A 19,566-nucleotide genomic window follows, 5' to 3' on the forward strand; every position below is an offset into this window, starting at 1 on the left:
CCCCCCTTTTTTTTCAACCAGAACACGGCAAACCCCATAATTGCTGCGGGCGCGGGGGCGCGGCGATTTGTAAAACAGACAGGGCTTGCTTGGCTATCTTACTCATACTACCCCCCCCCCCCTGGTTTCATTCAATTACTCATCTAAACCATGCAAGCTATAATCACTCAGACTTAGATTTATGGGAACATTCCCAATCACGGTTATTATAATGCCCGTATGAATGATAAATTAAAATGGGAACAATCCCATTAATTGAAAGAGATCACACTCTAATTTTAATCTAAGCCGTTCAATTTCGCTTAATTGAGTGGATTATAGAATAGGAGATTGCGTATGATGAGAGATCTCTGAATTGCCTAAAAGCTGAGAGATCAATAGATTAGCAGCCAACTTACCTGCAGATTGGTAACCAGGATCAATGCTAAATACTCGTGGGAATAAGAAAGAGAGAAGATCATTACCACCAACGCCAGTGACGACCACATCTTCACGTTGTAGTTCTTGCAGACGCTTGATTACACCAAGAGCCAGCGTATCACTGGCACAAACGATCGCTTGAGTCGCGGGAGTTAACACCTCATCCACCAGCTGATAAGCACTTTCGTGATGAAGTTGACCAGTACGATAGTTCGCAATTGAACCTGTATTTTCACACCACTCGAGATAAGCCTTAAGACGCAGTTCACCGGTTGATTTATCACTAGGATCAACGCCAATGAAGCCAACCTCAGAGATCCCCTGATCTGCTAAATGCGTTAACGCACTATTGATCACCTGTTGGTTATCATAGTTAATCGACGTCACGTTCTCGGTATCCAGAGCAATCACCACCGCTTTGTGTTCCCAAGCTTCGATTGCCGGAATATCGCAGTCAGTAAAACCAAATACAATAATGCCATCAACGTTACGACGCTTTAGAACTTGCAGGTGCTCATTGGCTTTATCTCTATCAAGTTGGCTTTCCATGATCACGACATCGTAATCCGCTCGATACAACTCGGCCAGCATCGTGCTAACGGCTTTGTTTTCAGAGGGAGAGTCCAAACGAGAGATAATCACGCCGATGACTTTTTGGCTGCCACCGCGCATCGATTGCGCAGATTTTGAAGGCGTGTACCCAGATTCTTGAATTACTCTTTCCACCCTTTCACGGGTTTCAGGTTTCACTTTTGGATCATTGGTCAGAACGCGTGATACGGTTGACTTACCAACACCGGACAGCTTTGCAATATCAAGAATAGTGAGTTTTTTGCTCATAAAAAGTCTAACGTTAAAGGGAAGAGAAGAAAAAGTGAGGGTAGATTCCCTCACTTAACTGTTTGTAAATACTAGCAGTTCTTACTATGACTTACTTTTGGCAATTTCGATAGACTACGCGACCAAGTTCTAGACGCGCATTGTCACCTTTCGTGCGCAAAGTGATGCTGTTAATCATCTCTGAAGTGCCATCATCTAAGATGTATTTGGTTCCTGAGCCCGCTGGAACTTGAGTCAGGCGGTATTCATTATCAGGCAAGCGTAGTACCGCTTTTTCATTATCAAGGTAAGACACATCAAACGAGACGTCAGACTCACATTGATAAGTCGCGAATTGATCATTCGATGTTGCGCTATCAGTCTCAGGGGCTGCTGATTTAGAGCACCCAACCAATGCTACTGTACATAGAGATGCTACCAACATAGCTTTCATACTTCGTTCCTCATCTTTATATAGTCAACGACACTTAGCCTATTCACAGGTTCGAACAAACCTAATGTAAGTGCCTAATGATAGGTCCATACCTTAGTGATAAATAAAACGTTTAGCCTTTTAAGAAAGCGGGTACGTCTTTAATGCTATCAAGTACCACGCTAGCCAACGCTTCACCTTTTTCAGTGATGGGTTTACCCGTTCTTACCAAGACTTTAGTACCAACACCTGCTGCTTCTGCAGCCATCATGTCTTCCGCTTTATCGCCGATCATGACCGAGTTAGCCATATCAATCTTCAGAAAGTCACGAGCAGAAATGAACATGCCTGGCTTTGGCTTACGACATTCACAATCTTGCTTGTAGTCACCAATACCGTGCTCAGCGTGGTGAGGACAGTAATAAATGCCATCGAGCTCGACACCATTATCAACAAAGTTCCAATCCATCCACTGCGTTAAAGAAAGAAAACGGTCTTCACTAAACATGCCGCGAGCAATACCAGATTGGTTGGTCACTAGCACCAATAAATAACCCATATCTTTAAACGCTTTCGCCGCTTCAAACACACCATCGATGTATTCAAAGTCATGCTCATCATGTACGTAGCCGTGATCAACGTTAATCACTCCATCACGATCTAAAAAAACAGCAGGTTTAGACAAAATTTTGTTCTCTATCAACTCTCTATTAATCATTAATTATTACACGCTTTATTTGCTTCATCACTATCTATTTAGTTTTGCGTTCGTTAACGATTTGTTTCTAGCTTAGCCATACAATCGACGTTTAGCCGTCTAGACGTAAAAATACCTATTGACTTAGATCATAGAACACCATAGCATCGTCTGTAAATCGAGCGAGCTATCGACATATTATTCTGTTCTACCTGCACGGGTTTCTCTATGATTAAAGTGAATCAAGTCAACAAGGTTTTTTATCAAGGCACTAAAGAAATCAATGCCTTAATTGATATCAACCTCCACATTCCTCAAGGTCAAATCTTTGGAGTCATCGGCTCTTCTGGTGCAGGCAAAAGTACCCTGATCCGTTGTGTAAATATGTTGGAAGCTCCGACCTCTGGTGAAGTGATTGTTGACGGTATCGACCTAACAAAACTCAGCAAATCAGAACTTAGCGAAGCGCGCCGTAACATCGGCATGATATTCCAACACTTCAACCTGCTGTCTTCTCGTACTGTATTTAACAATGTAGCACTGCCTCTAGAACTTGCTGGTAAAGATAAAGCGATTATTGAAGCGAAAGTCAGCGAGTTACTTGAACTGGTTGGCCTTGCTGATAAGCGTGACACCTACCCGGCAAACCTAAGTGGTGGTCAAAAGCAGCGTGTGGCGATTGCTCGCGCACTGGCCTCTGACCCGAAAGTACTGCTATGTGATGAAGCCACCAGCGCATTGGATCCAGCAACAACTCAATCTATCCTTGAGCTGCTGCGTGAAATCAACCGCAAGCTGAACATCACTATCCTGCTTATTACACACGAGATGGATGTGGTTAAAAGCATTTGTCACGAGGTTGCGATCATTGGCGGCGGTGAATTGGTAGAGAAAGGTACAGTCGGTGACATCTTTGCTCATCCGAAGACAGAGCTAGCGCATCAGTTTATTCGCTCAACGTTGGATCTGACGATCCCTGAAGATTACCAAGCACGTTTGCAAGAGACTCGCGTAAACAGCAGCTACCCGCTGGTGCGTCTTGAGTTTACTGGTGCAACGGTCGATGCTCCGCTAATGACGCAAATCGCACGTAAATTCAATATCGATGTCAGCATCTTAAGTTCTGACCTTGATTACGCCGGTGGCGTGAAGTTCGGCATGATGGTCGCTGAACTGTTCGGTAATGAAGCAGATGATAATGCTGCTATCCAATTCCTACGCGACAACAATGTAAAAGTAGAGGTGCTTGGTTATGTCCTTTAGTTTCAACGAGATTGCTGACTGGATCAGCCTTAACGGTAACCTTCTATTAGGCGCAACAGGCGAAACGCTTTACATGGTTGCTGTTGCAGGCATTGTTGGCTTCGCGGTCGGTATTCCACTAGGCGTGATTCTGCATACGACTAAAAAAGGTGGCCTGTTAGAGAACACCAAAGTAAACAAGATTCTAGGTGCGATTGTGAACGTGGGTCGTTCAGTACCTTTCTTAGTTTTGATGGTTGCGATTATTCCACTGACTAAGATGCTGATTGGTACCTTCATCGGTACAACAGCAGCGATTGTTCCACTGACGATTGGCGCTATCCCATTCGTGGCTCGACTTATCGAAAGTGCACTACTTGAAGTACCAACAGGTCTAGTGGAAGCGGCCCAATCAATGGGCGCAACACCAACACAAATCATCAATAAGGTTCTGCTTCCAGAAGCACTACCGACTATCATCAACTCAGTAACGATTACGCTAGTGACTCTGGTGAGCTACTCAGCAATGGCCGGTACTGTAGGCGGTGGTGGCCTAGGTGATGTCGCGATTCGTTACGGATTCCACCGCTACGATGTGACCATCATGGCTGTGACAGTAGTGATGTTGATTGTGCTGGTACAAATTATTCAATCAATCGGTGATTCATTAGTTCGCCGCGTTGACCACAGATAAAGACTCACACATAAAGATTAGAGTCGTCTGAACCTAATTAAATAGATTTATTAAAAGGAGATTATTATGAAATTTAACCTTAAAGGTTTACTAACTATCGCAGCAGCAGCTTCAGCGCTAGTTCTAGCAGGTTGTGGTGATAAAGAAGTGGATACTTCTAAAGTAAAAGTTGGCGTAATGGCAGGTGCAGAAGCGCAAGTTGCTGAAGTGGCAGCTAAAGTAGCGAAAGAGAAATACGGCCTAGACGTTGAACTGGTTACTTTCACGGATTACGTAACACCAAACGCAGCTCTAGATGATGGTTCTATCGACATCAACGCATTCCAACACGCACCGTACCTAGATCAGCAAGTGGCTGACCGTGGCTACAAGCTAACTATCGCTGGTAACACGTTTGTTTACCCAATTGCGGGTTACTCTAAAGAAGTGAAATCTGTAGACGAAATCCAAGACGGTGCTCGTATTGCTGTACCAAACGACCCTACAAACCTAGGTCGCTCTCTACTTCTTCTTGAGCAACAAGGTCTTCTTGAACTTCGTGAAGGCGCAGGTCTTCTAGCTACAGTTCGCGACATCGTGGGTAACCCTAAGAACCTAACGATTGTTGAACTAGACGCAGCTCAACTGCCACGTTCTCTTGATGATGTTGCTCTATCTATCATCAACACAACTTACGCGAGCTCTATCAACCTGACTCCACAAAAAGATGGCGTATTCGTTGAAGACAAAGATTCTCCTTACGTAAACCTAATCGTTTCTCGTGAAGACAACCTAAACGCTGAAAACGTACAAAACTTCGTTAAAGCTTACCAAACTGAAGAAGTGTACAACGCAGCTTCTGACATCTTCCAAGGTGGCGTCGTTAAAGGTTGGTAATCAACTAAACGACAGCACTGTATAGATACCCGAAGGGGCTGACATAACGTCAGCCCCTTTTTTAATGATAAAGATTTGCTAGAAAGTAAAGCATCTCAGATTTAAGCGAAACAAAGTCGATTACTTCAGGTGATCCCAAGAGATGTTTGACACCAATCGGCAGTCATCACACTTGAAATAGAAAATATCGTGGATAGGCGCATCTAGCAGCCATTCACCACCACATTGCGGGCATTTGCGCTCTTTTTCATCTTTCAGGCTGATCCCACCGACACGGTATAAGTAGTAGTAGGTTGGAACCTTAGTCAGATACTCAATGCGCCCTCTTAGACCCCAACCGCGTTTAAACAGCACACTCTTCGTGTCACTGATCTCGGTTAGCGTTGCATGTTCCGCGCGACAACCACCACCCATTTGTACTTCATCACAGGCTTGCCATTCGGTCTGCCATTTCAACACGGCTTTATGGTCGCCATTGAAGGTAGGTGGATTGCGATATAAAGGGATTGGTAGCAAGCTATCGCCACTACGCAGCGGTGAACAGGTGTGCACGAATGTCGTGTATAACACCTGCCAGCTTGGTGTTTCATCTTCTGCCACTTCTTCTGAGTTCAGATCTCGACCGAGCAAACGCATTTTAGGCGCTAGTAGGCTCGCGTTAGACAAGCGATCAAAACACACTTTCACAAAGTCTGAGTGATTCCGCGGGTGCAAGCTATCTTGCTCCGGGCACACAACGCGAACATAGAATTCCCCATCGCCCATCACGATTGGGAACTCACGACCTAACACTTGTCCGTTATAACGAAGTGCATCCATTAAGCCATTAACCGCCTTGTCGACAGCGCTTACCGTTGTGTTATCAAAACACTCAAATTGAAGTTCTAGTACGTACATCTATTTATACCGCTGGTTGTAGCTTTTCTAAAAATTCTGCCAATGTCTCGGCGAGCACATCACGATTTTTGGTACCTAAGCGCTCCAAAATCACGTTACCCGTTAGGTTACAGATAGAGATAACATCCAGCTCAGCATCGGTCGCGGCAATGAAAACCGTTGGTTTTAGCTTCAAGCGACGCTGAGTTACTAGGTGACCCAAAATGTTTTCTTGTAGGCATTCGAAGTCTTCATCACTCCAAATCTGTAACAGAGTCAATTCGTTACCATCGAAAGTTGCGTTCATATCTGCGCTGAATTGTGCGCCGTAGAAAGTTTTGATGTCTTCATGCAGAGTCAACTCAATACCGGTTTCAACGTTGGTGAAATCCGCGAATTGCTCACGTGGATAGTGCTTCCACAACACGGCATCGCCACTCTTTTCTTCTACGCATGGCGATACGATGTCCACCAACTCCTCATTACGAGGTAAGCTTTGGTGTTTCTGCTGCCACGCGTCAACGTATCGCTGACTAAAAGAAAGTAGTGCGTCTTGAGCACGTTGAGTCATGAAAATCTCCTAAACACAAAATAATAAATAGAATCCGAGCCCTTTCCGCGCCGATTAAGCGATGACTTAATGACAGGGTAAGGGGGATTCAGTAAAATCGACCCCATTCTAATCGAATTTGAAACGAAAGTATGAGCAAATATTCTGACGCAAAAGAGCTAGCGGGTTTAACCCTTGGCCAAAAAACTGAGTACTCTAACCAATACGATGCAAGTTTATTGCAACCAGTGCCTCGTAGCCTTAATCGCGATGATCTTGCGCTAAACGGCGAGCTGCCTTTTGTTGGTCATGATATTTGGACGATGTACGAGCTTTCGTGGCTAAACACCAATGGTCTACCACAAGTGGCTGTCGGTGAAGTTTTCATCCCAGCAACCAGCCCAAATTTAATTGAATCAAAATCTTTCAAGCTGTACCTGAACAGCTACAACCAGACTCAATTTGAAAACTGGGATCAAGTAACCGAGCGCCTGACCCAAGATTTGTCGGCATGTGCAGGCGAAACGGTGATTGTGAATGTAAACTCAGTAACCGACTACACTAACCAACCTATCGTGACGATGGCAGGTGACTGTATCGACAACCAAGACATCCAAATCACTAGCTACGACTTTGAAGCGTCGCTGCTTGAAGGCGCTGCTGGCGAACAAGACGTTGAAGAAACACTGCACAGCCACCTATTGAAGTCGAACTGTTTGATCACCAATCAACCGGATTGGGGCAGCGTTGAGATCGCATATTCTGGTAAGCAAATTGACCGTGAAGCTCTGCTACGCTATTTAGTTTCTTTCCGTGAGCACAATGAATTCCACGAACAATGTGTTGAGCGTATCTTCACTGACATCATGAAATACTGTGCACCTTCGAAGCTAACTGTGTTCGCACGTTACACACGTCGTGGTGGTCTGGATATCAACCCATACCGTTCAACAGAGCAAGATAGACCAAGCCACAATAAGCGTATGGCTCGCCAATAATCAGGCGAGAACCACCCACACTTATTTGAACCTACCAAATCTTTAAAGGGACATTGAAATGCGTTGGTTATACGTTGTTAGTCTATTTATTTTAAGCTTAAGCACATCGGTCAATGCGTCGGTTTATTCGTCGGCGCTACTCAATGAAGCCAATAATTTGGTTGAGATCGAGCCGAGCCAAGCAAAACAAATGGCCAACAGCTACCTAACGCTGCATGTCCTTTCTGATCAACGCGAGAAAAGCCCTTCAGCTATTTCTCGCGAAGAGACAGACTCCTCGATTCGAACACCAAACAGCAGTATCGATGCGTATAAGATCTTAGCCAAAGCGGAATACAACCTTGGCAATATGCGTATTGCGATTCAGCACATCGACAAAGCCTCCGAGCTAGCGCAAACCTATAAGCTTGATTACCTAAAAATAGATCTTCAGATCCTAAAAGTTCGCTTACTTTGGCTGAGTGATAGAAAATCAGCCAAAGCAAAATCAGAGCTCACTAACATTGAAACAAATCTAGAGTCGGTGAATAAAACCTTACGCTTAACGGAAGGCATTACCTATCGCTTGATCATGTTGAAAGCCGACATCGCCTCTTACGACAACAAGATCGATGAAGCCGAAAAGTTCTATCAAGAAGCCAAAACCTATCTCGATCAACGTTACTCTGAAAAAGTCACCATCGACTACCATATCTCCGTCGGCGAGTTTTATCTGACTCACAAAGAGTACAACCACGCGTTATCCGAGTTGTTGTATGGCTACTGGAAATCAGTAGAGGGCAATCTAAGTTCACGTTTGGCCAAGGTCAACCGCCTACTTGCGCAGCTTTTCTTTGAGCGCCAAGTGTTGGATAAAGCGTTAGAACACCTATCTCAAGCCGCTGATTTCTATGACAACTTTGAAAACTCGCCTGTCTTAGCACAAGTGCTTAAGAAAATGGGGGATGTGTACTTCTATCAAGGGAAATATAACCTTGCCTTGGTACACTTCTTCAACGTTCTTGATCACGAAAGCACTGACCGAGATATCCACCAAGTCATTGATATCCGACTAAGTCTATCGGCGACCTACTTACGCCTTTATAACTACCCTCTAGCAGAACAGTACCTAACCCGTGCCCTTGAGCTGCTGGAATATACCGACATTCCAAAGCTGGAAGGCCGTGCTGCACTGTTATCTGCAGGGTTAGCGTATCACCTACAAGAAAGCGAAGACGTGATAAAGCATGCGACACGTGCACTTGAGATCTCACGCCAGATAGAGAACATGCGCCTTTCACAACGCTCGTACTACTTACTTTCTTTGGGTTATGAACAGGCAGGTCGTCCACAGCAAGCATTGGCAAACCTCAAGCAATACAACAGCCTTGTCTCTCTAGAGCAGCAAAAACTCAACCGTGTTGGCGAAGACGCGTTCCGTCAACAGAAAGAATTTGCCGAACAAACCCTGCACTACGCAGGCCAAGCGCAAGAGCTAGAGCAATACAAACTGGAGCATCGTAAGTTCCAAAAAATATCGTTCGCCCTATTCCTGTTCAGCATTGTCTTGTTCTTCTTTGTTCTGCGCCGTGGCTATCTCATTCAAACCTTAGCCAAAGAAGTGGACTCACTGCGCACCGACCTATTTACGCACTCACGTTCAAAGCTTCCGAACTTAAGAATGCTCAATGCGAAGCTCTCTAACTCGCTGGAACAAACCAGCCAGACCTTCGAACAGTGGCAACTTGGCGAATTGATTCATGAGCCACTCAACGACCGCTTACGCTTCGTGATGATTGATTTACCGTTCTTACGCAATATGTACACGCAGAACGGTTACAAAGCCGGTCTAGAACTGGAAGACGCTTTCGGTGAATTCCTAAAATCTAAGCTTGAAGGCCCAGCTCGTGTCTACCACTTCTCGGATGCGAACCTGCTTTATATCGAGCCAAACGCGGACCGTGATTTGTCGCCTGAGGACATGTTCAGAAAGATTCAGTCTTGGGTGAATGACTTCGAAACAGAGCGAAACATCAACCGAACGGTCCGTATGGGCATCGCTGACTACCCATTCTTGCCACGCGCTTACACCGCAATTAACGATCAAGAGCTGCTCGACGTATTGTTGATGTCGACCAATCTCGCCCGTGAGATCAGTCTCAAAGAGCGCAGTAGCCAATGGGTCTATCTAAAAGCTATCGATAATGCACCAGCAGCGAGCCTTGCAACTGGTAACATAAGAGAAGCGTGTAAACATGCGATTAATCAAGGGTTAATAAAAATACAATCCTCGTACCAGAATGAGGACAACATCAAAAAAATGCTAAAAGATGACTGATTTGCGAGCGGTTAAGAGCAGCAAGTCGTGACCTTATTTTTAGTTTTGTTATTATCGATGTAACGGAATTTCATCAAAATGATCGAGATCGGTCTACGCGGCGCTAATAAATACATCTATGGGCATTCTTGAAAAAGACATTCAGGCGCAACTCCACCAGCTGAAATCTCAGTTGGAGCAGGTCCGTTTGACGCAAAGAGACACCTCGTTCAAGTTTATTAGAGAACAGAAAGTTCTAAAGCGTATCGTCACGTCTTTAAGTGATGCATGTGTTGGTAGTAACAGCCATTTAGATGAAAACCTCATTGCCCTTAGGGAAGAGCTAGAAAAGCAAAAAGACATTAGCTCAATGATCCCAAAACTGGCAGTATTAGAAAGGATGCTTAAGCAGAAAACGTTGGCTATGGATAAACAGAACGGGTATCTGGACGATAGCATTAAGCACAGTGGGGAAACGCTGCAGCGCATAACTGGCCTTCCAGCACAGCTCAAACGCGACCTACGAAACTTACTTAGCTTCTCCGAATGCAATGGCAGTCAGAAAGTCGACCACGCCATGAAACTTCTCGGTATTTATGAGCGTGCCATAAAGATTATGGCGAATAACTCACGCACCCATTTTGCTGACGCTGCGCACTCTCCGGAACAAGAGCTCCTTTCCGACCTATCAAACGAACTACAACATCTGATCACTGAACTCGACTTCGAGGGTGAATCGGGTGATCTGCTTACCGATATTCGAGCGAAGCTGCTGCTTGGTGTTTCCACACAAAACCTACTTGAGCTAACACTTCAGATCCTCAAACTGGTTATTGAAGGCACCAACCTAGAACGTAAGAAGTCTGAACAATTCATCGATCAGCTTAATTCTTCTTTAGCGTCCAGCATCAAAACGGCAGACCAAAATGCCGACCAGAGCCAGAGCTACTTTGAGCACCGACAAGGTCTAAACTCTGAGTTAAATGAACTAGTCACTAGAAGCCAAAGCTCGGTAGATAAAGCGAAAGATATTGATAGTTTAAAGCTGTCGATTAATCCGCTACTCAGTGAAATCGCCTCTCTTTCGGAAAGGCTGAACCACGCAGAGCAAAAAGAACAAGCTCTGATAGAGAGAATGAGTTACGGAAAGACTCAGTTAGATTCACTCTATGAAGTGACGCAAGATTACCGTAAGCGCTTGGAAGATCAGGCTCAGCGTATGCTGCTTGATCCTCTAACCAAGGTTTACAATCGCACTGCCTTTACTGATCGCTTAGAGCTTGAGTATCGCCGCTGGATCCGCGCGCAACACTCGCTACGCGTAGTACTGCTCGACATCGACAACTTCAAAGCAATTAACGATAGCTTTGGTTACACCGCGGGCGACAAAGCACTCAAGATCATCGCAAGAACTATTACCAAAGAAGCAGGCACCACCGATACTGTGGCACGTTTTTCAGGTGAAGAGTTTGTGTTATTGCTGCCAGAGCAAACCGATGAATATTGCCATCAGGTGATTCAGAACATTCAAACTCAAGTAAGCCGCCTGCCCTTTAAATTCCGTGACCAGCAAATCACGATCACTTTATGCGCGGCAAGTACTCAGTTTAAAGAGTCAGATACACCTGAAGAAGTGCTAGAGCGACTCAATAAGACTCTAAATAAAGCAAAACAACGCGGTACCAACCAACTTGTTTGGCACTAGGCCAGCCCTAGATTTAATTTATTTCATTTTTTCAAATACTTATCACATACCATTTCCCTCAATGTTTGCTAAGCTAATGATTAACATTCGCTTAACAAGCATTCATGGCAAGCAACGCTGTCGTATCCGTTTCGTCTGGTTAACTCTCTCCTACCTTTAACCAAACACTTTCAACGTTTGCTTCTCACTCTCGAGCCAGAGGGTCACTTCAACGTCCCCTGCTCTTTTCAACAAGGAGGCACTATGATCACTCATATCAGCCCTGCCGGTAGCATGGATTTACTCTCTCAACTTGAGGTTGAGCGTCTTAAGAAAACCGCGTCTAGTGATCTATACCAACTGTATCGTAACTGTACGTTAGCGGTACTCAACTCAGGTAGCCACACCGACAACTCCAAAGAGCTACTCGACAAGTATCAATCGTTTGATGTTGAGGTAGTGCGACGTGAGCGTGGTATCAAACTCGAGCTGAGCAACCCACCAGAGCATGCCTTTGTCGATGGTGAGATCATCAAGGGTATCCAAGAACACCTATTTTCAGTGCTGCGTGACATTGTTTACGTCAACATGCACCTCGCAGATAACCAAAGGCTCAACCTGACTAATGCCACTCACATTACCAACCTCGTATTTGGTATTCTGAGGAATGCAGGCGCACTTACGCCGGGCATCGAGCCTAACCTGATCGTGTGTTGGGGTGGTCACTCAATTAATGCCACTGAATACCAGTACACTCGCGAAGTGGGTAATGAACTGGGCCTACGTGAGCTGAACATCTGTACGGGTTGTGGACCAGGTGCGATGGAAGGGCCAATGAAAGGTGCGGCTATTGGTCACGCTAAGCAGCGCTATACTGAACATCGTTATTTAGGGTTAACTGAACCATCAATCATTGCGGCTGAGCCGCCAAACCCGATAGTGAACGAACTGGTGATCATGCCCGATATCGAGAAACGTCTTGAAGCGTTTGTTCGTATGGCACATGGCATCATAATCTTCCCTGGAGGCCCAGGAACCGCCGAAGAACTGCTGTACATCCTAGGTATCATGATGCACCCAAACAACGCAGACCAACCGATGCCTATCGTTCTAACTGGCTCTAAAGAGAGCGAGGCTTACTTCCGTTCAATTGATAAGTTCATTGGTGAAACATTGGGTGAAGAAGCGCAAAAGCACTATGAAATTGTCATTGATGATCCAGCACGTGCTGCGAAAATTATGAAGCAAGCAATGCCAGATGTACGCTCTCACCGTAAAGAAACAGGCGATGCTTACAGCTACAACTGGTCACTGCATATTGAGCCTGAGTTCCAACTCCCCTTCGACCCTACTCACGAATCTATGGCGGCACTCGATCTGCACATGGATCAGAAAACAGAGAGCCTTGCTGCGAATTTACGTAAAGCGTTCTCAGGTATTGTGGCAGGTAACGTCAAAGCCGAAGGTATTCTGGAGATTGAGAAGCATGGGCCATTCCTCATTGATGGCGACAAAGAGTTGATGACTAAGATGGATCAACTGCTAAATGATTTTGTTGAACAAGATCGAATGAAACTGCCGGGTGGTACCGACTACGTTCCTTGTTATAAAATTGCGCCAAGCAGCTGATGATAATATCTGACTGATAACAAAGCCGTAAGCATAAAGCTAAACAAGTCATGACGTTTACGTCACCAGCGTTTCAACTCACCAAGTGATACGTTACTATAAGGGGCTAGCAGCCCCTTATTTATTGCCTATTTAGTGGAAACTTATGTCTATCCATCTTGTTATTATCGATGCCTTGAACCTAATCCGACGCGTTCACTCAGTTCAGCCGGATCCAACCGATATAGCAAGAACCATTACTACCACGACTCGTACTCTTAATAAGATTCTTGCGGAGTCTAAACCAACTCACATCATCGCGGTATTCGATCACCACTTACAAGATCGGGGCTGGCGTGCAGAAGTCCTTCCTGCCTATAAACAAAACCGAAAGCCAATGCCTGAGCCATTACTGAAAGGCCTCGATACTATCCAACAAGCTTGGTGGGAATTAGGTATTGATTCGCTGTTATCTGATGGCGATGAAGCTGATGACTTAGTAGCAACACTCGCAAAAAAAGTGGCTGACCATGGTGAAAAAGTTACGATAATCTCTACCGATAAAGGTTACTGCCAACTGTTATCACCTACACTACAGATCCGCGATTACTTCCAACATCGCTGGTTAGATAAGCCCTTTATCGAAGCTGAGTTCGGCGTAAAACCAGAGCAACTTGCAGATTACTGGGGATTAACGGGCGTTAGTTCAAGCCAAGTACCTGGGATCCCAGGCGTGGGACCAAAAGCAGCCAAAGAGATCTTAACGACTTACCCCGATATTGAAGCCGCATTCCTAGCTGAAGATTTACCTAAAAAATATCGTAAGAAGTTCGATGAACACATCGAATCCGCACGAGTGTGCAAGTTGGTTTCAGCTCTAAAAACTGATATAGATTTAGGGTTCAACCTGCAAGATATTCGTTACGAAGCAAACGCTTAAGTCGCTGTGACTCGATAATATTGATACAAAAAATGCCCCTTAAAGGAGCATTTTTTATCACTGACACACTAACGTAAATATTAGTGCGGTGAGATGTTTGAAAGCGCCTGAATGTGGACCGTGATCTCTTCGCGATCGTGGTAAAGGTGCTTAGCCTGCATCTTGAACTTCACTTTGTTCTCAATCAGGAACACTTTTAGGTTCTCGATATCTTGCAGTACTTCATCGTAACGGCCTTTCATAGGCAGTTTAAGGTTGAACAGTGCTTCTTTCGCCCAGCCTTTGATGATCCACTCACCCATAAGGTGAGCAACACGAGCTGGCTTCTCAACCATGTCACAGATAATCCAAGTTACGTTCTTACGGTCTGGTTCAAACTTAAAGCCATCCACCATGTGGTGCTTAATTTGACCTGTTTCCATTAGGCTGTCTGCCATCATGCCGTTATCAACACAGTGAACGAACATCGAGCGCTTAACCAATTGGTAAGTCCAACCACCTGGACATGCACCTAAATCAACACCCCACATACCTGGAGCCAAACGCTCGTCCCACTCATCACGAGGGATGAATACGTGGAATGCTTCTTCTAGCTTCAATGTAGAACGGCTTGGCGCATCTGATGGGAACTTCAGACGAGGGATACCCATAAAGAACTGGGAGTTGTTCGTTGGGTAAGAGTAACCAACAAAACAGTGGCCCGGAGCGATGAAGCATAAATGAAGCACAGGCTTCTTAGCGTTATCTTTCGCTGTCATCAGGCCTTTACCACGCATCGCTTGACGCATCGGCACGGTAAATTTACGGCAGAACTTCAAAAGCTCTTTTGCTTCGTTAGTATCTGGCGTTTCAATACGGATATCACCACAACGAGGGAAACCTTCTTTCTCAGAAAGCGCCTCAAGAATTGGAGAAATACGATCATCAGTCGGCAGATCTTTAATTTCAACAGCCACTGCCAACATTTGACGAGCAAAGATCAGTGATTGGAAATCGATCTCTTTGATCAACTTGTCCGCTTCACCTGCTTGGTAACATTCAAACAATACAAAACCTGTATTGTTCTTTAGGCGAGGAAAACCAAACACTTCCAGTTGTGTTGCCTTGTCTTGAATTTCGCCAGCACATTCTTTTTCAAAACCAGAGCGACAATAAAGTAGTACGTGTTTCACTGAGTTACCTCTTTTATATTCAAAGCAGCGAAGGAGAAGACTCCCCAACCAATGATAAATAGTAGACCACCAAACGGAGTGATAGGGCCAAACCATTTTATTCCTGTCAGTGCCAAGCCATAAAGGCTGCCACTAAAACAAAGGATGCCGATGATAAAGCAAATTGCCGCAATGAAAAAATATTTTTGTGATTTAGCGCCAAGTTTCATCTGCAGCAGAGCGCCACACGCCAATATCGCTAGAGTATGGATAAATTGGTACTGAACACCCGTCTCAAACACGCCTAGCAGATATTCAGACAAGATAGCTTTCAAACCGTGAACTGCAAAGGCGCCAAGCATCACAGCAACCGCACCAGAGATGCCAGCAAACGTGAGTAAATACTTACTTCTCATTGAGTACCTCTTTGATAAACGCTGATAACTTCTCAACGGTTAACGCAATATTCTGCTGCTCGGTGTAACCAGAACTCTTACGAGGTTTAAAGCTGTGGTCGCCATCGGGAATAAATTCAACACGAATAGAATCAGACAGATCAAAATCAGCAAACTCTTCACGCTTACCAAAGGTATCGCGCTCACCTTGTAAAATGAGGCATGGCTTTGCTAACTCAGCCAGATGCTCACCTTTGTATTTCTCGGGTTTACCTGGTGGGTGGAAAGGAAAGCCTAAACACGCCATTGCGGCCACCTTATCAAGTTCAGACAAATGGCTCGCCATACGCCCTCCCATCGACTTACCACCAATCACAAGCTTATCGGCATCAACCTGTCCGATAATATCTTGGTAAGCTTCGAGCAGTTTAGGGGCTCGATCAGGTGGACGACGCTTACCATCTTCAGCACGTTTAATCATGTAAGGGAAGTTGAAACGAATCACTCGTATCCCTTTAAAGGCTAACCCTTTGGCTACCGACTGCATGAACTCATGCTCCATGCCTGCGCCAGCACCATGGGCAAAGATAAAGGTGATGGGATTGTCTTCACCATCAATGATGACGTTATTCATCGAGTAAGTCCTCTTGTTCACTTTGCGCTTTCGCTAGCATCCAGTCGCGGAAGGTAGCAATACGACCCATGTCGGCTTGTTTCTCATGACAAACCACATAGAAGGCGTTCTTACTCACCAACACTTCATCAAAAGGCGCAATCAAACGACCCGCTTCGATTTCAGGCTGCGCCAACACGTTGTTACCCAGAGCAATGCCCTGGCCGTGAGCCGCTGCCTGCAGCACCATGGTTGAGTGACTGAAGATAGGGCCGTGATTAACGTTTACCCCATCGATGCCATTTTGCTTAGCGAACTGTTTCCAATCCTTTCGAGAAGTATCATGCAATAGCGTATGACATGCTAAATCACTGAGAGATTCTAATGGTTTTACTCCTAGCAGCACGGAAGGTGAGCAAAGAGGAATTAAGTATTCTTGGTAAAGTTTATCGGCTCTGAGCCCCGACCAATTCCCTCGGCCATAATAGATAGCGACGTCTACATCATCGGTTAGCGAGCCTTCATCCATATCAACGGCTTTGATTCTTACATCAATATCAGGCTCTTGCTGATTAAAGTCAGCGAGCCTTGGTACCAACCATTGAATAGCAAAACTCGGCGGTAAACTGATGGTCAATGCGCCCTTCTCACTTCGCTCCAGCACTTTGTCTGTCGCTTCTGCTAGTGATGTGAAAATATCTTTGATATCTAAGAAGTAGCTTTGACCTTCTTCAGTTAGCAGCAAAGAGCGGTTTCTTCGGCGAAACAGCTTCAAAGATAAGAATTCTTCAAGCGCTTTGATCTGATGACTGACTGCCGCTTGAGTAACAAACAACTCTTCTGCAGCACGCGTAAAACTCAAGTGTCGAGCTGCAGCTTCAAACACTCTTAGCGAGTTTAATGGGGGTAATCGACGAGACATAGTTACTCTCTAAATAAGCATTAGTTTTTTTTATCTGAAACATTATAATTTGTCCATTGCCTAGCAGCCAGAGAAATTCTATATTTCATCCCGCAGCAGCTAGCCTGAACGGCTTGATTCTCTCTAGAATCAATTGGCTTAGCTCCTGCGATGTTGTGTTTGCAAACTCGTTCTTTTCGAGTTGGGTAGAGTTCTACCAAATGTTTTGTTGCAGTTTATACTGAAACGAGGCATGTACTTCCTGTATTTATTTTGACCTGTCTGTCAAATTTGTTTACACCGCCTTATGGGCGGTGTTTTTTTATGTGCAAAGAAATGTAACAACAAGTTTATCAATAGCTGTGCTAATTAATCTTTATTATTTTTCATCGCCAATCACAGAATCAGACACCCACTCAAATAATCAACTGAACACATACAAATAGCACCATTGAGTTGCACTAAAAAGTAACAGAATACTTCAAGATACTCACACTTCTTCGGTACTTATAAACCCGTTTAGAACACACTCTTTCTATCAATCAAAAATTTCAAAGCTGAGCATGACGATAGCACGCCCAAACTCACGCCTCTGTCTGACTACTGTAAATCATTCACAATAGAAAATAAAAAAGCCGCTTACTTTTCAGTAAACGGCTTTGCAAAATGATTAACGCTTGGTCAACACACCACTATGGGCGGTAAACCTTAACGTTATGGAAGCCCTGCTCTTGTAGGTAAAGTGCCTGTAGACGGCTCATTACACCACGGTCACAGTACAGCAAGTACTCTTTCGCTTGGTCTAGGTCGCCAAACTGAGTCGAAAGCTTGAAGAATGGGATGTGTTTAATTTCAACACCCTCGACCTCTAATGGGCTTTCGTCTTCTTCTTCTGGGCTACGGATATCAAGAACGATAGCGTGCTCAGCAACAGCTTGAACTTGTTCAACTTCAGGCGCTTGCTCTTGGCTCTCTTTCTCGATGTCACGGATATCCATAACACGAGCGTTCTCGATCACTTGATCCAGCACTTCAAAGTTAAACTTAGCTTCTTCTGCTTCCAGTTTGCCTTTCTTCGCTTTCACTGTTGGCTTCTTAGAAATAACACCACAGTACTCAGGCATTACCTTAGCGAAGTCTTCAGTACCGATGATACGAGAAAGGTCGATGATGTCTTCTTTATCCCAGTTGATAAGCGGACGAAGAATCAAAGTATCTGTCACGTTGTCGATGTGGCGAAGGTTAGTTAGCGTTTGGCTAGAAACCTGACCAAGTGCTTCACCCGTTACTAGAGCTTCAATACCGAAGCGCTCTGCAACCATACCACCAGCACGCATGAACATACGCTTAAGAACAACGCCCATTTGGCCGTCTTCTACGTTCTCAAGAATTTCAGCAACCACAGGTTCAAAGTCTACAGAAATGAACTTCACCTTTGCAGATGAGCCGTATTTATTCCATAGGTAGTGAGCCACTTGTTTAACACCAATCTCGTGCGCTGGGCCACCAAGGTTGAAGAAACAGTAGTGAACCTTAGAACCGCGTTTGATGTGCAGGTAGCTTGAAACACCAGAATCAAAGCCGCCAGAGATCAAGCTCAGTAGATCTTCTTGAGTACCAAGAGGGAAGCCACCGAGGCCTTTGTGACGAGCTAGAACTTGGTTTAGCTTGTCGTTAGCCACTTCAACCTTAACGGTTACATCAGGGTTCTTAAGTCGAACTTTCGCTGACTCAACTGCTTGGTTTAGACCGCCGCCTACGTAGCGCTCAAGTTCAATAGAGGTAAAGTCATGCTTACCACGACGCTTAGCACGTACAGAGAAAGTCTTGCCTTCAATGTCAGCACGGCTGCGTTCTAGTACTTGCTCGTAAATATCGTGCAAGTCTTTGAATTCAGACTGTTGAACTTCAAGAGAGTGGTGAATACCTGGAGTGTGAGTCAGAGCCTCTAACACTTCTGCGTAGTACTGGTCACTCTCAGACGTCACTTCAATATGATCGCGACGGTTGAATACCGCAACACTTTCACAGCGACGTTGAATAACGTTACGAATGTTGCACTCTAGAATCCTTGTGAAGCGCTTACGCACCGATTCACTTTTTACAAAAATTTCCGGATGGGGCTTAACAATAAATTTCATAGTACTTTCACAACATTAATGTTCAAAATTTTGAAAACGCTCATCGCCAAGTAAATTAGAGAATTTACACAGCACTTGAAGCAAGAATAGATCATATCTAAATCTAAGGGCGCGAATTATACATGAGAAAGTGAAGCAAGGAAAAGAGTGCTTGCTGTAACACCATCATTAAACCGCTTGTTATTAACAGTAGCAGGTTTCGAAACGACATAAATGCCGCAGAGAGAACCAT

At 44.8% G+C, this 19,566-nt stretch carries 18 protein-coding genes; 8 read left to right on the top strand and 10 right to left on the bottom strand.

From position 1 onward, the window contains the following. Positions 1–315: 315 nt before the first annotated feature. The 3 genes from treR to gmhB form a co-directional block, all read right to left on the bottom strand. Complete coding sequence (treR, locus tag AB6E51_RS15815; protein WP_102331962.1) at positions 316–1,260, bottom strand: trehalose operon repressor TreR; 945 nt, start codon at positions 1,258–1,260, stop codon at positions 316–318. Between the two features lie 91 nt (positions 1,261–1,351). Continuing rightward, positions 1,352–1,693 carry an MliC family protein gene (locus tag AB6E51_RS15820; RefSeq protein ID WP_017060761.1) on the bottom strand — a complete coding sequence of 114 codons (342 nt, stop codon included), beginning with the start codon at positions 1,691–1,693 and terminating at the stop codon, positions 1,352–1,354. A gap of 112 nt (positions 1,694–1,805) precedes the next feature. After that, a complete protein-coding gene (gene gmhB / locus AB6E51_RS15825; protein WP_017060762.1) occupies positions 1,806–2,390 on the bottom strand; it encodes a D-glycero-beta-D-manno-heptose 1,7-bisphosphate 7-phosphatase in 585 nt (194 codons plus the stop codon). Positions 2,391–2,597: 207 nt separating this feature from the next. Here gmhB and metN point away from each other — a divergent pair, with 207 nt between their 5' ends. The 3 genes from metN (at position 2,598) to AB6E51_RS15840 (ending at position 5,181) form a co-directional block, all read left to right on the top strand. Continuing rightward, positions 2,598–3,632 (top strand): methionine ABC transporter ATP-binding protein MetN, encoded by a 1,035-nt coding sequence (gene metN, locus AB6E51_RS15830; protein ID WP_017060763.1) that lies wholly within the window; start codon positions 2,598–2,600, stop codon positions 3,630–3,632. After that, positions 3,622–4,305 (top strand): methionine ABC transporter permease, encoded by a 684-nt coding sequence (locus tag AB6E51_RS15835; RefSeq protein WP_017060764.1) that lies wholly within the window; start codon positions 3,622–3,624, stop codon positions 4,303–4,305. Before metN ends, AB6E51_RS15835 begins: the two co-directional genes overlap by 11 nt. 66 nt (positions 4,306–4,371) lie before the next feature. Continuing rightward, positions 4,372–5,181, top strand: a complete 810-nt coding sequence (locus AB6E51_RS15840; protein WP_017060765.1) for a MetQ/NlpA family lipoprotein — start codon at positions 4,372–4,374, stop codon at positions 5,179–5,181. Between the two features lie 120 nt (positions 5,182–5,301). Here AB6E51_RS15840 and AB6E51_RS15845 read toward each other — a convergent pair whose 3' ends face one another. Further along, positions 5,302–6,078 (bottom strand): Zn-ribbon-containing protein, encoded by a 777-nt coding sequence (locus tag AB6E51_RS15845; RefSeq protein WP_017060766.1) that lies wholly within the window; start codon positions 6,076–6,078, stop codon positions 5,302–5,304. 4 nt (positions 6,079–6,082) lie between these two features. Further along, positions 6,083–6,628: a SecY-interacting protein gene (syd, locus tag AB6E51_RS15850; RefSeq protein ID WP_050633962.1), complete on the bottom strand. Its 546-nt coding sequence runs from the start codon at positions 6,626–6,628 to the stop codon at positions 6,083–6,085. A 131-nt stretch (positions 6,629–6,759) separates the two neighbouring features. Here syd and queF point away from each other — a divergent pair, with 131 nt between their 5' ends. The 5 genes from queF (at position 6,760) to xni (ending at position 14,133) form a co-directional block, all read left to right on the top strand. After that, complete coding sequence (gene queF / locus AB6E51_RS15855) at positions 6,760–7,605, top strand: NADPH-dependent 7-cyano-7-deazaguanine reductase QueF (RefSeq protein ID WP_171732499.1); 846 nt, start codon at positions 6,760–6,762, stop codon at positions 7,603–7,605. Positions 7,606–7,663: 58 nt separating this feature from the next. Then, positions 7,664–9,922: a tetratricopeptide repeat protein gene (locus AB6E51_RS15860; protein WP_372057895.1), complete on the top strand. Its 2,259-nt coding sequence runs from the start codon at positions 7,664–7,666 to the stop codon at positions 9,920–9,922. A gap of 118 nt (positions 9,923–10,040) precedes the next feature. Then, positions 10,041–11,606 carry a GGDEF domain-containing protein gene (locus tag AB6E51_RS15865; protein ID WP_017069497.1) on the top strand — a complete coding sequence of 522 codons (1,566 nt, stop codon included), beginning with the start codon at positions 10,041–10,043 and terminating at the stop codon, positions 11,604–11,606. Between the two features lie 243 nt (positions 11,607–11,849). Next, positions 11,850–13,214, top strand: a complete 1,365-nt coding sequence (gene ppnN, locus AB6E51_RS15870) for a nucleotide 5'-monophosphate nucleosidase PpnN (protein WP_010436397.1) — start codon at positions 11,850–11,852, stop codon at positions 13,212–13,214. Between the two features lie 145 nt (positions 13,215–13,359). Next, positions 13,360–14,133 (top strand): flap endonuclease Xni, encoded by a 774-nt coding sequence (xni, locus tag AB6E51_RS15875; protein ID WP_372057897.1) that lies wholly within the window; start codon positions 13,360–13,362, stop codon positions 14,131–14,133. 80 nt (positions 14,134–14,213) lie between these two features. Here xni and rlmM read toward each other — a convergent pair whose 3' ends face one another. The 5 genes from rlmM to thiI all read right to left on the bottom strand — a co-directional run bounded on the left by rlmM (position 14,214) and on the right by thiI (position 19,334). Beyond that, positions 14,214–15,305: a 23S rRNA (cytidine(2498)-2'-O)-methyltransferase RlmM gene (gene rlmM, locus AB6E51_RS15880; protein WP_017070491.1), complete on the bottom strand. Its 1,092-nt coding sequence runs from the start codon at positions 15,303–15,305 to the stop codon at positions 14,214–14,216. Continuing rightward, entirely contained in the window at positions 15,302–15,700 is a 399-nt protein-coding gene (locus AB6E51_RS15885) for a DUF423 domain-containing protein (protein WP_372057898.1), read from the bottom strand. The genes rlmM and AB6E51_RS15885 overlap by 4 nt, the downstream gene beginning before the upstream one ends. Next, entirely contained in the window at positions 15,690–16,313 is a 624-nt protein-coding gene (locus tag AB6E51_RS15890; protein WP_372057900.1) for an alpha/beta family hydrolase, read from the bottom strand. The genes AB6E51_RS15885 and AB6E51_RS15890 overlap by 11 nt, the downstream gene beginning before the upstream one ends. Then, entirely contained in the window at positions 16,306–17,214 is a 909-nt protein-coding gene (locus AB6E51_RS15895; protein WP_012604639.1) for a transcriptional regulator GcvA, read from the bottom strand. Before AB6E51_RS15895 ends, AB6E51_RS15890 begins: the two co-directional genes overlap by 8 nt. Positions 17,215–17,885: 671 nt before the next feature. Beyond that, positions 17,886–19,334: a tRNA uracil 4-sulfurtransferase ThiI gene (gene thiI, locus AB6E51_RS15900; RefSeq protein ID WP_372057901.1), complete on the bottom strand. Its 1,449-nt coding sequence runs from the start codon at positions 19,332–19,334 to the stop codon at positions 17,886–17,888. Positions 19,335–19,566: the final 232 nt, after the last annotated feature.

Origin of the sequence: Vibrio sp. 10N.247.311.47 (genome assembly GCF_041467535.1) — a bacterium.
In the GTDB taxonomy this organism is placed as follows: Bacteria; Pseudomonadota; Gammaproteobacteria; order Enterobacterales; family Vibrionaceae; genus Vibrio; species Vibrio crassostreae_C.

What these genes read in the sequence shown, in the direction of transcription:
- treR (WP_102331962.1), bottom strand. Translation starts at nt 1,260, where the DNA reads ATGAGCAAAAAACTCACTATTCTTGATATTGCAAAGCTGTCCGGTGTT.
- AB6E51_RS15820 (WP_017060761.1), bottom strand. Translation starts at nt 1,693, where the DNA reads ATGAAAGCTATGTTGGTAGCATCTCTATGTACAGTAGCATTGGTTGGG.
- gmhB (WP_017060762.1), bottom strand. Translation starts at nt 2,390, where the DNA reads ATGATTAATAGAGAGTTGATAGAGAACAAAATTTTGTCTAAACCTGCT.
- metN (WP_017060763.1), top strand. Translation starts at nt 2,598, where the DNA reads ATGATTAAAGTGAATCAAGTCAACAAGGTTTTTTATCAAGGCACTAAA.
- AB6E51_RS15835 (WP_017060764.1), top strand. Translation starts at nt 3,622, where the DNA reads ATGTCCTTTAGTTTCAACGAGATTGCTGACTGGATCAGCCTTAACGGT.
- AB6E51_RS15840 (WP_017060765.1), top strand. Translation starts at nt 4,372, where the DNA reads ATGAAATTTAACCTTAAAGGTTTACTAACTATCGCAGCAGCAGCTTCA.
- AB6E51_RS15845 (WP_017060766.1), bottom strand. Translation starts at nt 6,078, where the DNA reads ATGTACGTACTAGAACTTCAATTTGAGTGTTTTGATAACACAACGGTA.
- syd (WP_050633962.1), bottom strand. Translation starts at nt 6,628, where the DNA reads ATGACTCAACGTGCTCAAGACGCACTACTTTCTTTTAGTCAGCGATAC.
- queF (WP_171732499.1), top strand. Translation starts at nt 6,760, where the DNA reads ATGAGCAAATATTCTGACGCAAAAGAGCTAGCGGGTTTAACCCTTGGC.
- AB6E51_RS15860 (WP_372057895.1), top strand. Translation starts at nt 7,664, where the DNA reads ATGCGTTGGTTATACGTTGTTAGTCTATTTATTTTAAGCTTAAGCACA.
- AB6E51_RS15865 (WP_017069497.1), top strand. Translation starts at nt 10,041, where the DNA reads ATGGGCATTCTTGAAAAAGACATTCAGGCGCAACTCCACCAGCTGAAA.
- ppnN (WP_010436397.1), top strand. Translation starts at nt 11,850, where the DNA reads ATGATCACTCATATCAGCCCTGCCGGTAGCATGGATTTACTCTCTCAA.
- xni (WP_372057897.1), top strand. Translation starts at nt 13,360, where the DNA reads ATGTCTATCCATCTTGTTATTATCGATGCCTTGAACCTAATCCGACGC.
- AB6E51_RS15885 (WP_372057898.1), bottom strand. Translation starts at nt 15,700, where the DNA reads ATGAGAAGTAAGTATTTACTCACGTTTGCTGGCATCTCTGGTGCGGTT.
- AB6E51_RS15890 (WP_372057900.1), bottom strand. Translation starts at nt 16,313, where the DNA reads ATGAATAACGTCATCATTGATGGTGAAGACAATCCCATCACCTTTATC.
- AB6E51_RS15895 (WP_012604639.1), bottom strand. Translation starts at nt 17,214, where the DNA reads ATGTCTCGTCGATTACCCCCATTAAACTCGCTAAGAGTGTTTGAAGCT.
- thiI (WP_372057901.1), bottom strand. Translation starts at nt 19,334, where the DNA reads ATGAAATTTATTGTTAAGCCCCATCCGGAAATTTTTGTAAAAAGTGAA.